This window comes from Microbacterium karelineae, assembly GCF_009745985.1.
Classification (GTDB): domain Bacteria; phylum Actinomycetota; class Actinomycetes; order Actinomycetales; family Microbacteriaceae; genus Microbacterium; species Microbacterium karelineae.
The window spans coordinates 22,514-34,937 of the sequence record NZ_WFIX01000178.1 but is presented as its reverse complement, the minus strand read 5'-3'; the positions used below and the strand labels follow the sequence as shown (position 1 = coordinate 34,937).

14 protein-coding genes are annotated in these 12,424 nt (G+C 69.2%); 2 read left to right on the top strand and 12 right to left on the bottom strand.

The genetic code is table 11. From position 1 onward, the window contains the following. The 12 genes from atpD to prmC form a co-directional block, all read right to left on the bottom strand. The gene (gene atpD / locus GB932_RS07865) at positions 1-1,446 is read right to left on the bottom strand and encodes a F0F1 ATP synthase subunit beta (RefSeq protein ID WP_156760152.1); all 1,446 of its coding nucleotides are present in this window, start codon (positions 1,444-1,446) and stop codon (positions 1-3) included. Between the two features lie 26 nt (positions 1,447-1,472). Continuing rightward, entirely contained in the window at positions 1,473-2,375 is a 903-nt protein-coding gene (locus GB932_RS07860) for a F0F1 ATP synthase subunit gamma (RefSeq protein WP_156760151.1), read from the bottom strand. 21 nt (positions 2,376-2,396) lie between these two features. Beyond that, positions 2,397-4,040, bottom strand: a complete 1,644-nt coding sequence (gene atpA, locus GB932_RS07855) for a F0F1 ATP synthase subunit alpha (protein WP_156760150.1) — start codon at positions 4,038-4,040, stop codon at positions 2,397-2,399. Positions 4,041-4,095: 55 nt separating this feature from the next. After that, a complete protein-coding gene (locus GB932_RS07850; protein WP_156760149.1) occupies positions 4,096-4,878 on the bottom strand; it encodes a F0F1 ATP synthase subunit delta in 783 nt (260 codons plus the stop codon). Further along, positions 4,878-5,426, bottom strand: a complete 549-nt coding sequence (locus tag GB932_RS07845; RefSeq protein ID WP_156760148.1) for a F0F1 ATP synthase subunit B — start codon at positions 5,424-5,426, stop codon at positions 4,878-4,880. Before GB932_RS07845 ends, GB932_RS07850 begins: the two co-directional genes overlap by 1 nt. 31 nt (positions 5,427-5,457) lie before the next feature. Further along, complete coding sequence (gene atpE / locus GB932_RS07840; protein WP_197517385.1) at positions 5,458-5,682, bottom strand: ATP synthase F0 subunit C; 225 nt, start codon at positions 5,680-5,682, stop codon at positions 5,458-5,460. A gap of 54 nt (positions 5,683-5,736) precedes the next feature. Beyond that, positions 5,737-6,543 carry a F0F1 ATP synthase subunit A gene (gene atpB, locus GB932_RS07835; RefSeq protein ID WP_497755955.1) on the bottom strand — a complete coding sequence of 269 codons (807 nt, stop codon included), beginning with the start codon at positions 6,541-6,543 and terminating at the stop codon, positions 5,737-5,739. Between the two features lie 175 nt (positions 6,544-6,718). Continuing rightward, positions 6,719-7,213, bottom strand: coding sequence for a Cg1360 family ATP-synthase-associated protein (locus GB932_RS07830; protein ID WP_156760147.1), 495 nt, complete (start codon positions 7,211-7,213; stop codon positions 6,719-6,721). Positions 7,214-7,317: 104 nt separating this feature from the next. Then, positions 7,318-7,731, bottom strand: a complete 414-nt coding sequence (locus GB932_RS07825) for a hypothetical protein (RefSeq protein ID WP_156760146.1) — start codon at positions 7,729-7,731, stop codon at positions 7,318-7,320. A gap of 8 nt (positions 7,732-7,739) precedes the next feature. Further along, positions 7,740-8,915 carry an MraY family glycosyltransferase gene (locus GB932_RS07820; RefSeq protein WP_156760145.1) on the bottom strand — a complete coding sequence of 392 codons (1,176 nt, stop codon included), beginning with the start codon at positions 8,913-8,915 and terminating at the stop codon, positions 7,740-7,742. Continuing rightward, a complete protein-coding gene (locus GB932_RS07815) occupies positions 8,912-9,601 on the bottom strand; it encodes an L-threonylcarbamoyladenylate synthase (RefSeq protein WP_156760164.1) in 690 nt (229 codons plus the stop codon). Before GB932_RS07815 ends, GB932_RS07820 begins: the two co-directional genes overlap by 4 nt. Positions 9,602-9,668: 67 nt before the next feature. After that, entirely contained in the window at positions 9,669-10,550 is an 882-nt protein-coding gene (prmC, locus tag GB932_RS07810) for a peptide chain release factor N(5)-glutamine methyltransferase (protein ID WP_231916073.1), read from the bottom strand. A gap of 139 nt (positions 10,551-10,689) precedes the next feature. Between prmC and cysK the strand changes: the two genes are divergently transcribed. Both cysK and epsC read left to right on the top strand, forming a co-directional pair. Beyond that, on the top strand, positions 10,690-11,628 hold the full coding sequence (cysK, locus tag GB932_RS07805; RefSeq protein ID WP_156760143.1) for a cysteine synthase A: 939 nt from the start codon (positions 10,690-10,692) through the stop codon (positions 11,626-11,628). 111 nt (positions 11,629-11,739) lie between these two features. Continuing rightward, the gene (gene epsC, locus GB932_RS07800) at positions 11,740-12,303 is read left to right on the top strand and encodes a serine O-acetyltransferase EpsC (RefSeq protein ID WP_156760142.1); all 564 of its coding nucleotides are present in this window, start codon (positions 11,740-11,742) and stop codon (positions 12,301-12,303) included. Positions 12,304-12,424 lie beyond the last annotated feature (121 nt).

The window sequence follows — 12,424 nt, the reverse complement described above, 5'->3', positions numbered from 1 at the left end:
TCAGCCGTTCTCCTTCTGGATCCGCGCCCAGTTCGCCTCGACGTCGCTGATGCCGCCGACGTTGAAGAACGCCTGCTCGGCGACGTGGTCGAACTCGCCCTTGACGATCGCGTCGAACGACTCGATCGTCTCCTTGAGCGGAACCGTCGAGCCCTCGACGCCCGTGAACTTCTTCGCCATGTAGGTGTTCTGCGAGAGGAACTGCTCGATGCGGCGCGCGCGGGCGACGACGATCTTGTCCTCCTCCGACAGCTCGTCGACACCGAGGATCGCGATGATCTCCTGCAGCTCCTTGTTCTTCTGCAGGATCTGCTTCACGCTCGTCGCGACGCGATAGTGGTCCTCGCCGAGGTAGCGGGGGTCCATGATGCGGCTCGTCGAGGTGAGCGGGTCGATCGCGGGGTACAGACCGCGCGACGCGATCTCACGCGACAGCTCGGTCGTCGCATCGAGGTGGGCGAACGTCGTCGCGGGGGCCGGGTCGGTGTAGTCGTCGGCGGGGACGTAGATCGCCTGCATCGACGTGATCGAGTGGCCACGCGTCGACGTGATGCGCTCCTGGAGCACACCCATCTCGTCCGCCAGGTTGGGCTGGTAGCCCACGGCCGAGGGCATGCGGCCCAGCAGGGTCGACACCTCGGAACCGGCCTGCGTGAAGCGGAAGATGTTGTCGATGAAGAGCAGCACGTCCTGCTTCTTGACGTCGCGGAAGTACTCCGCCATCGTCAGCGCCGACAGGGCCACACGCAGGCGCGTCCCCGGCGGCTCGTCCATCTGGCCGAAGACCAGGGCGGTCTTGTCGAAGACGCCCGCCTCGTCCATCTCGTCGATGAGGTCGTTGCCCTCACGGGTGCGCTCGCCGACGCCTGCGAACACCGACACACCGCCGTGGTCCTGCGCGACGCGCTGGATCATCTCCTGGATGAGGACGGTCTTGCCGACGCCCGCGCCGCCGAACAGGCCGATCTTCCCGCCCTGCACGTACGGCGTGAGGAGGTCGATCGATTTGATGCCGGTCTCGAACATCGAGGTCTTGGACTCGAGCTGGTCGAAGTTCGGCGCCTTGCGGTGGATGGGCCACCGCTCGGTGGCCTCGAACGTCTCGCCCTCGCCGAGGTTGAGGACGTCGCCCGTGACGTTGAAGACCTTGCCCTTGGTGACGTCGCCCACGGGGACCGAGATGGCCTCGCCCGTGTCGCGCACCTCCTGGCCGCGGACCATGCCGTCGGTGGGCTTGAGCGAGATGGCGCGGACCATGTCGTCGCCGAGGTGCTGGGCGACCTCGAGGGTGATCTCCGTGGACTGCTCGCCCATCGTGATCGTCGTCTTCAGCGCGTTGTAGATGCCGGGGAGCGAGTCGTGGGGGAACTCGATGTCGACAACGGGGCCCGTGACGCGGGCGACGCGTCCGACGACCGCGGTGGTGGTGTCAACCGTGGTGGTCATGTGTTTCGTCTCTTTCTGCGAGGTTCTTAGGACGCGAGAGCGTCCGCGCCGCCGACGATCTCGGCGATCTGCTGAGTGATCTCGGCCTGGCGCGCGTTGTTGCGCAGGCGGGTGTAGTCGGTGATGAGCTTGTCGGCGTTGTCGCTGGCCGCCTTCATCGCCTTCTGGGTCGCCGCCTGCTTCGCGGCGGCCGACTGCAGAAGCGCGTTGAAGATGCGGCTCTGGATGTACACCGGCAGGAGCGCATCGAGCACCTCGGAGGCCTCGGGCTCGAACTCGTACAGCGGGTACGCCTCTGTGCTCTGGCTCTCGCCCGCCGTCTCATCGGCGTCGACGACCTCGAGCGGAAGCAGGCGGACCGACTCCGGCTCCTGGATCATCATGCTGACGAAGCGGTTGTATACGACGTGGATCTCGTCGACCCCGTCCTCCGTCGCGTCCAGCTCGTAGGCCGAGATGAGCGCGTCGGAGATCTCCTTCGCCGTGTCGAACGAGGGCGTGTCTGCCTCGCCCGTCCACTCGTCCGCGGCCGCCATCTGGCGGAACTGGAAGTAGCCGACGGCCTTGCGGCCGAAGAGGTAGAAGACGACCTCCTTGCCCTCCCCGCGCAGCAGCTCCGCGAGCTCCAGTGCCTCCTTGATGACCTGCGAGTTGAACGCGCCGGCGAGGCCGCGGTCGCTCGTGAGCAGCAGGATCGCCGACCGGGTGACCGTCTCCGGTTCCCGCGTCAGCGGGTGGTCGATCGTCGTGTGCGTCGCGACGGCCGAGACAGCTCGCGTGACCGCGCGGGAGAAGGGCGACGACGCGCGCACGCGCGCCATCGCCTTCTGGATCCGCGAAGCAGCGATGAGCTCCATCGCCTTCGTGATCTTCTTCGTGGTCTGAGCAGAAGAGATCTTCTGCTTGTACTCCCTGAGTTGTGCGCCCATGATGCGTCGTCCTCGCGGGGGTTACGCCTTGCGGCCCTTGACGATTCGCTCCTGGCCGATCTCTTCCTGGTGCGCGGCGGCGTGCTCCTCGTGACCCGGGTCGGTGAGGTGGTGCCCCTCGCCCTTCTGGAACTCGAGGACGAACTTGTCGACTGCCTGCTCCATCTCGGCGAGGACGTCGTCCTCCAGCTTGCCGGAGTCGCGCAGCTTCTCGAGCACCTGCGTGTTGCGACGCACGTAGTCGAGCAGCTCGCGCTCGAAGCGGAGGACGTCCTCGACCTCGATCGTGTCGAGCTTGCCGTTCGTGCCCGCCCAGATCGAGACGACCTGCTCCTCGGCCGAGTACGGCGAGTACTGCGGCTGCTTCAGGAGCTCGGTGAGGCGGGCACCGCGCGCGAGCTGGCGACGCGAGGCCGGGTCGAGGTCGGACGCGAACATCGCGAAGGCCTGCAGCGAACGGTACTGGGCGAGCTCGAGCTTGAGCGTTCCCGAGACCTTCTTGACGTGCTTCTGCTGGGCGTCGCCGCCGACGCGCGAGACCGAGATGCCCACGTCGACCGCGGGGCGCTGGTTCGCGTTGAAGAGGTCGGACTGCAGGAAGATCTGGCCGTCGGTGATCGAGATCACGTTGGTCGGAACGTACGCCGAGACGTCGTTGGCCTTCGTCTCGATGATCGGCAGGCCCGTCATGGAGCCGGCTCCGAGCGCGTCCGAGAGCTTCGCGCAGCGCTCGAGCAGACGGGAGTGCAGGTAGAAGACGTCACCGGGGTACGCCTCGCGTCCCGGCGGACGGCGCAGGAGGAGCGACACGGCGCGGTAGGCCTCGGCCTGCTTCGTGAGGTCGTCGAAGACGATCAGCACGTGCTTGCCCTGGTACATCCAGTGCTGGCCGATGGCCGAGCCCGTGTAGGGAGCGAGGTACTTGAAGCCAGCGGGGTCGGAGGCGGGGGCCGCGACGATCGTCGTGTACTCCATCGCTCCGGCGTCTTCGAGCGCGCCCTTGACGGACGCGATCGTCGAGCCCTTCTGGCCGACCGCGACGTAGATGCAGCGCACCTGCTTGTTGACGTCGCCCGACTCCCAGTTGTCCTTCTGGTTGATGATCGTGTCGATCGCGATCGCCGTCTTGCCGGTCTGGCGGTCGCCGATGATCAGCTGGCGCTGACCGCGGCCGACGGGGATCATCGAGTCGATCGCCTTGATGCCGGTCTGCATCGGCTCGTGGACGCTCTTGCGGTCCATGACGCCGGCGGCCTGCAGCTCGAGCTCGCGGTCGCCCTCGATGCCGGTGATCTCGCCGAGTCCGTCGATGGGGGTGCCGAGCGGGTCGACGACGCGGCCGAGGTAGCCCTCGCCGACCGGGACCGAGAGGACCTTGCCGGTGCGGGTGACCTGCTGTCCCTCCTCGACGCCGGAGAACTCGCCGAGGATGACCGTGCCGATCTCGTGCTCGTCGAGGTTCTGCGCGAGGCCGAGCGTGCCGTCCTCGAAGCGGATGAGCTCGTTCGCCATGACGCCGGGGAGGCCCTCGACGTGGGCGATGCCGTCGGCCGCGTCCGTGACGGTGCCGACCTCGTTCGCGCCAGAACCGGTGGGCTCGTAGGCGGAGACGAAGTCCTTCAGCGCGTCACGGATGACGTCGGGGCTGATGGTGATGTCTGCCATTGTCTTCCTTCGTTGTGCGGGCCCAGCGGCCCCAATTGCTTCCGCAGGGAAGCGTTCAGCCTGCGAGCCTCGACCGGAGATCGGCGAGGCGGGACGAGATGCTGCCGTCGATGACGTCGTCGGCGATCTGCACGCGGATGCCGCCCACGACCTCGGGGTCGATGACCTCGTTGATCGAGACGGGGGTTCCATACGTGCGCGAGAGCGAGTCGGCGAGGCGCTGCCGCTGTGCAGCGGCGAGCGGCTTCGCGGCGTGCACCGTGGCCACGGTGCGCCCGCGCTCCGCGGCCACGACCGAGATCGCGTGCTGCAGCGCGGCGCGCACGCGACGGCCGTGCGGCTGCTGGACGAGCGAGCTGACGATCAGCAGCGTGCCCTCGCTGATCGACGAGCCGAGGATCCGCGCGACGAGGTCGCCCTTCTTCGACGCGTCGCCGAGACGGGCGCCCAGCGCGAGCTCGAGCTCCGGGTTGGTCGCGACCACGCGCGTCACCTGGAACAGCTCGCCCTCGACATCCGCGGCCTCGGCCTTCGCCGTGGCGCGGATCGCGATCTCCTCGATCCCGGAGACGAGGTCGGCGGCGCCGGACCAGCGCTGCTCGGTGATCGTCGTGAGGATCTGCCGCGCGGCGGGCGACAGCGAGCCGAAGACCCGGCCCACGAGCGTCGTGCGCGCGGAGACCTCGGCGGCGTGATCGGCGAGCGCGCCGCTCAGCGCCGGCGAGTCGCCCGTCGCACGCGCGACGGAGAACAGCTCGCGCGCGGTCTCGAGATCGACCTGAGCCGAGGCGAGCGCCGCGGCGCTCGCCTTCAGAGCCTGAGTCGTCGCGCTGCCCACTACTTCGCCGCCTTCTCGGATGCCTCGAGGTCGGCGAGGAAGCGGTCGACGACGCTCTGAGCCTTCTGGTCGTCGCTCACCGACTCTCCGATCACGTTGCCGGCGAGGTCGAGCGCGAGCGTGCCCACATCGCTGCGCAGCGAGACCATGGCCGACTGGCGCTCGGCCTCGATCTGCGCGTGCGCGGTCTGCGCGATGCGGTCGGCCTCGGTCTGCGCCGTGGCCTTCGCCTCGTCGACGATCTTCTTGCCGTCTGCGCGGGCGCCCTCGCGGATCTCGCCCGCCTCGCGGCGAGCGTCGGCGAGCTGCTGCGTGTACTCGGCGAGCGCGGCCTCGGCCTTACGCTGCGCCTCGTCGGCCTTCTCGATGTTCCCCTCGATGGCCGCCGAACGCGCGTCGAGCATGGTCGTCAGGCGCGGCAGAGCGTACTTCCACACCACCAGGAGGATGACGACGAAGCACACCAGCGACCAGACGATGTCGTAGACCGCCGGGAGCAGCGGATTCGGATCCTCTTCCGCGGCAACCGTGACAAGAGCGTTCAGCATCCTGTCTCCTTACGTGTCAGCAGCGAATGAATCAGTATCCGAAGATGAAGCCGGTGGCGATGCCGATGAAGGCGAGCGCCTCGGTGAAGGCGATGCCGATCCACATCAGGACCTGGAGGCGGCCGGCGAGCTCGGGCTGGCGGGCGACCGACTCGATCGTCTTGCCGACGACGATGCCCACACCGATGGCCGGGCCGATGGCGGCGAGACCGTAGCCGACCGTGGCGATCGAACCGTTGACCTCAGCGAGAACCATAGAAGCGTCCACTGGATATTTCCTTTCGTAGGGCGGCGCGCGTGGAGCGAGCCGTCAGTGCTCTTCCGCGACCGCGAGCTGGATGTAGACCGCGGTGAGGATCGTGAAGACGTAGGCCTGGAGGAACGCCACCAGGACCTCGAACAGGGTGAAGGCGAAACCGAACGCGAGCGTGCCCGCGCCGAGGGGGATCCATCCCCCGCCGATTCCGAAGAAGAAGAAGTGCGTCGCCGAGAAGAACAGCACGAGCATGAGGTGCCCGACGATCATGTTCATCAGCAGTCGCAACGTCAGCGTGACGGGCCGGATGATGAAGGTCGAGAGGAACTCGAGCGGCGTCACGATGAGGTAGAGCACCGGCGGGACGCCCGACGGGAACAGCGCGTTCTTGAAGAATCCCGCGGGGCTCTTCTTGATGCCGGCGTAGATGAACGTCACATACGAGATCACGGCGAGGATCAGCGGCACCGCGATGACGCTCGTGCCGGCGATGTTGATGCCGGGGATGATGCCCGTGAGGTTCATGCACAGGATCATGAAGAACATCGTCATGAGCAGCGGGACGAACCGGTCGCCGTCCTTGCGGCCGAGGATGTCGTGCGCGATGCTCACGCGGACGAAGTCCATGCCCATCTCGATGATGCTCTGGAACCGCCCCGGCACGACGCGCATGCGACGCGTGCCGATGACGAGGAGGATCACGAGGATCGCGGTCGCGATGAACTGCGCGAGGTTGATGCGCGTGAACTCGAGCGGCCCGATGTGGAAGAGCGCCGGAGGGAAGAAGTCGAGGATCGACGGCGGGTGGAATGCGCCATCACCGTTCTCGGCAGAGGCGATCAGCGTCACGGCGTGTGTCAACGTGTGGCTCCGGCTTCGTCGCTCCGGCACGTCGGCCGGCTGGGGAAGGAAGTCGCACCTGCCGCGCTCGATGTCACCATCGGCATCCAAGAGGAGGTATTGGCAGGAACGAAGCCCAGCCTATCAAAAGATCTGCGGCTTCTACCACGCGTCGAACTCGCGCGAGCCGCGAGCGTCAGCGCTCGTCCGCGTCGACGCCGCCGTCGGCGGATCCGCTCTTCTCCTCGCCCTCTCCCGGCAGCGTCACATCGGTGTACGGGACGCGCGTGCGGAGCATCGCGATCGCGTCGATCGCGAGCGATGCGACGACGCTCGCGACCACCGCGAGGAAGAAGACCATCGGCACGACCCACGGCTGGCCGCGCAGCACGAGCATCGCGACGATGAACAGCACGAGCTTGACGATCCAGCCGCCGAGCACGATGCCGAAGAAGATCGGGACATAGAGATCGTCGCCGAACCACCGGTTGGCGATGAGGATGCTCACGGCTGTGAGCAGCATCAGCACGGCCGTGATGCCGGCGCCCGCCAGGGCGCTGACCGCGCCGTCCTGCCCGGCGACGGCGTATCCGATGATCCCGCCGATCACCGCGATCGCGGCTGTCGCGACCGCCCCCCAGACGAGGGCCGTGCGCAGAACCGGTGTGCTCGAGAGTGCGGGGCGGGACATCGTGTGGCTCCTGAGGTCGCGCGCCGTGGCGGCGCGGGGCGGGGCATGACCGACGCGGTCATCCCGCGCGATCGTTCGAGCGTATCCTCCCCGCCTGAGCGAGCTCACTCCGCGGAGGGCGCGACGCGGATCCCGTTCGCGAGGACGAGGTCGATCGCGAGCGACACGACGCCCGCGACCGCCAGCGCGCCGTACGCGATCCCGGCGTGCGTCCATCCCGGAGCCAGCAGGAGCAGGAGGCAGGCGACGAACACGACGACCTTCACGAGGAACAGCGCGAGGAAGCTCACCCAGGCGATCGCCGCAAAGTCGGGAGCGGAGAACCGTCGGCGCAGGATCGCGAGCACGACGGCGGTCAGCCCGGGGAAGGCGAGGCCCACGGCGCCGGCCAGCGCGCCCGTTCCCGCGCCCGACGGGCCCGCCACGACGGCGCCGATCAGGGCCGCGACGAGTGCGACCGCCCCGCAGACGGCGGCGCCCGCGAAGACGGCGCGGAGCACGGGGATTCGTCGACTCATGGCGCCCCTCAGCCCGCGGCGCTCTCGGAGTCGCCCGCGCGCGGGCGCGGGGCCGTGGACGGCACGAGGGCGAGCACGAGACACGCCGCGATCCCGACGACGCCGTAGGCGACGGCGAACCAGTATTCGCCGAACCAGTGGCCGCCGAACCAGTTCGCGCCCGTGAACAGGTACATCAGCAGGACCGTCAGGGACGCGATCGCCGTCCAGGCGTAGAAGATGAGCGTCGCGTCGCGATCGGAGTGCCCCATGTCGAGCATCCGGTGGTGGAGGTGCTCGCGGTCGGGCGAGAACGGCGACTTGCCGCGGCTCATCCGCCGGATCACCGCGAGCCCGAAGTCGAGCAGCGGCAGCATCACGACGATGATCGGCAGGAGCACGGGGATGAGCGTGCCGAGGATCTGGGAGCGCCCCGTCACATCCGGCTCGAGTGCGGCAGGCGGGAGCTGCCCCGTGATCGCGATGCCGCTCGTCGCCATCAGCAGGCCGAGCACGAGCGCGCCCGTGTCGCCCATGAACATCTTCGCGGGGTTCCAGTTGATCGGCAGGAACCCGGCGCACGCGCCGATGATGACGGCCGCGATGAACGTGCCGAGGTTCGCGTAGGTCGTCGCCCCGACATCGCGCACGAGGATGTACGAGTAGACGAAGAACACGCCGTTCGCGATGAGGCACACGCCCGCGACGAGCCCGTCGAGGCCGTCGATGAAGTTGACGGCGTTCATCACGATGACGATCGAGAACATCGTGAGGATGATGCTCACCCAGCCGGACCAGATCGTGATGCCGCCGATCGGCAGCGCGTAGATCTGCACGCCGCCGCCGATGGCGATGATGCCGGCAGCGAGGAACTGCGCCCCGAGCTTGATCATCCAGTCGAGGTCCCACAGGTCGTCCGCGATGCCGATGACCGCGATCAGCAGCGTCGCGCCGAGGATCGCCCACACGACGCGCGGCTCGACCCAGAAGATGTCGAAGTAGTCCAGCGTCCGCGAGATGAGGAACGCGACGACGATCCCGAGGAACATCGCGACCCCGCCGAGCCGTGGCGTCGGTCGCGTGTGCACGTCGCGCTCGCGGACGGCGGGATGCAGCCGGTATCGGAGCGCGAGCCGCCAGATGACCCACGACAGGACGAAGGTGATCGCCGCCGTGATGAGGATCGTGAGGAGGTAGAGCCTCACCCCGACGGATCCTCGTCGTGCGGATTCTCGAGGAGATCGCCGAGGACCTCGCGCAGCCGGTCGCGGCGGATCGCCCCCTCGCGCAGCACGCGCACGACGGGGTCGCCGCGCCCGCTCGCGAGCGAGGTCGCGTCGACGATGGTCGAGGCGACGCCCGTCGACACGGGGCCGTCGTCGAGGTAGAGGGCGACCGTCTCGCCGAGCATGCGCTGCGCGGCCGTCACATCGACAGCGGCGGCCTCCCCCGTGCGGTTCGCGCTCGAGACCGCCAGGGGGCCGGTCTCGGCGAGCAGCTCGAGCGCGATCGGGTGGTCCGGCTGCCGCACGGCCACCGTGCCCTGCGTCTCGCCGAGATCCCACGTGAGCGAGGGCTGGGCGGGGAGGATGATCGTGAGGCCGCCGGGCCAGAAGGCCTCGACGAGCTTCGTGACGGCCTCGGGAACGCTCTCGACGAGCGCGTGCAGCGCGTCGGTCGAGCCGACGAGCACGGGCGGCGGCTGCTGGCGCGAGCGCCCCTTCGCGTCGAGGAGCTTCTGCACGGCGGCCGGGCTGAACGCATCGGCCGCGACGCCGTAGACGGTGTCGGTGGGCAGGACGATCACGTCTCCGCGCGCGATCGCCTGGCGCGCCTGGCGCATTCCTGAGAGCATCTGCTCGCGATCGCGGCAGTCGAAGACGGGAGGCATCACGCCGATGATTCTACGGATCCGATCCCCGGGAACCATGGCAGGGCGCGCGCCCGGGGTCGGATGATCACGGGCGGATCGCCGTGGTCGCGCGATCGCGCGTCGTCAGATCCGGGTGGGTCGTCGCGCCGAGCCAGCCGTCGACCTCGAGGATCTCGCGGATCGGCGCGCCCTGCCACTCGCCGTGCTCGAGGACGAGCACGCCGCCCGGCCGGGCGAGGCGCAGCGCGACGCGGCTGATGACGCGCACGACGTCGAGCCCGTCGGCCCCGCCGTAGAGCGCGGCCTCCGGATCGTGCAGACGCACCTCGTCGTCGCGCGGGATCGCGTCGTCCGGCACATACGGAGGGTTCGACGCGACGACGGTGACGCTCCCGTCGAGGTCGCCGAGGGCCTCGGCGAGGTCGCCGTGGCGCAGATCCACGCCGGGCGCGATCTCGGCGACGTTGCGACGGGTCCACGCGATCGCCTCATCGGACCGCTCGACGGCGTGCACGCGCGCGTGCGGCACCTCGGTCGCCATCGCGAGCGCGATCGCACCGCTGCCCGTTCCGAGGTCGACCGCGATGGGGTCCGGATCCGCCGCCGCGGCGAGTGCGTCGATCGCGAGCTGGGCGACGATCTCCGTCTCGGGCCGCGGCACGAAGACGCCGGGACCGACGCGGAGAGCCAGCCGCCGGAAGTGCGCGATGCCCGTGATGTGCTGCAGAGGCTCGCGCGCCGCACGGCGGGCGATCAGGGCGCGGTGCTCCTCGTGGACCGCCGCGTCGAGCGCATCGCCGCGGATGACGCCCGCCTGCACCTCTCCCCTGCTCACGGCCGGGCCGAGAACCCAGGCGAGCAGCAGCTCGGCGTCGACGACGGGATCGGGCACGCCCGCCTGCGCGAGCACGTCCGACGCGCCGCGCAGGGCGTCGCGAAACGGGATCCGGGGAGAGTCGTCTGGCACGGGAGACGACCCTACTCGGCGCGCGCCGATGAAATCCTCCGTCACAGACCTGTCCCGGCCTCCGCACGGCCCCCTAGGCTGATCGGCAGGGCCGCCGGGGTTCCCGACGGTCGCTCGACCCGATCTGAAAGGCATATCGATGTCCGCGATCCACAATGACATCTCCAGCGCATTCGGCAGGACCCCGCTCGTCAAGCTCAACCGCGTGACCGACGGAGCCGGCGCCGAGGTCTACGGCAAGCTCGAGTTCTTCAACCCCGGTTCGAGCGTCAAGGACCGCCTGGGCGTCGCGATCGTCGACGCGGCCGAGGCATCGGGCGAGCTGCCCGCGGGCGGCACGATCGTCGAGGGCACGTCGGGCAACACCGGCATCGCGCTCGCGCTCGTCGGTGCGGCGCGCGGCTACAAGGTCATCCTGACGATGCCGTCGTCGATGTCGAAGGAGCGCCGCGTGTTGCTGCGCGCGTTCGGCGCCGAGCTCGTGCTCACCGACCCCGCGAAGGGCATGAACGGGGCCGTCGAGGAGGCGAAGCGCATCGTCTCGGAGACGCCCGGCGCCGTCCTCGCCCGCCAGTTCGAGAACGAGGCGAACGTCAAGATCCACCGCGAGACGACGGCGGAGGAGATCCTCGCCGACACCGACGGCGACGTCGACATCTTCGTCGCCGGCATCGGCACGGGCGGCACGATCTCGGGCGTCGGCCAGGTGCTCAAGGAGAAGAAGCCCGGCGTGCAGATCGTCGCCGTCGAGCCCGCCGACTCGCCTCTCCTCAGCGAGGGCACGGCGGCGCCGCACAAGATCCAGGGCCTCGGAGCGAACTTCGTCCCGGCGATCCTCGACCGCTCGGTCATCGACGAGATCCTCCCCGCGCCCCTCGACAAGGCCGTCGACACGGCCCGCGACCTCGCCGCGAAGGAGGGCATCCTCGCCGGCATCTCGTCGGGCGCGGCCGTCTGGGCCGCCGTCGAGGTCGCGAAGCGCCCCGAGAACGCGGGCAAGAAGATCGTCGTCATCGTCCCCGACACGGGCGAGCGCTACGTGTCGACGTTCCTCTGGGAGCACCTCCGCGACGACTGATCGCACCCCTCGCGAGCGGCGCAGGTCTCGCCGAGCGACACGGACGTCTCCGTGCCGCCGGCGACATCGTGCGCCGCTCGCGCCGTCTCTACTTCGATTGGTTCGCACTCCATGGGAATCGGCATCCGTGAGGACATCGCCGCGGCACGACGGCGCGACCCGGCGGCCCGAGGGTCGCTCGAGATCGCCCTCCTCTACCCCGGCCTCCACGCCATCTGGGCGCATCGGCTCAGCAACGCCCTGTGGCGGCGAGGCGCGCGCTTCCTCGCCCGCGCGATCTCGCAGCTCATGCGCTGGATCACGGGGATCGAGATCCACCCCGGCGCGACGATCGGCCGCCGATTCTTCATCGACCACGGCATGGGCGTCGTCATCGGCGAGACCGCCGAGGTCGGCGACGACGTCATGCTCTACCACGGCGTGACGCTGGGCGGCACATCGCTGAACAAGGGCAAGCGCCACCCCACGCTCGGCGACGGTGTCGTCGTCGGATCCGGCGCCAAGGTCCTCGGCCCCGTGACGATCGGCGCGCACAGTGCGGTCGGGGCCAACGCCGTCGTCACGCGCGACGCGCCCGCCGACAGCATCGTCGTGGGCGTGCCCGCCAAGGCCCGCGCCCGCCAGTCACACGACCGCGTCCGCGACATCCTCACCGCGCCCGAGTACCTCATCTGACGGCGCGGCCCGCTTCGAGACGAGGCAAGATCGCCGAGAACCCCTCCTGAGGTCGGAATCCGCCTCATCTCGGAGCTTCGGCCTCTCCTCGGGCCCACCCGTGGCCGCAAGGCCGCGCCCC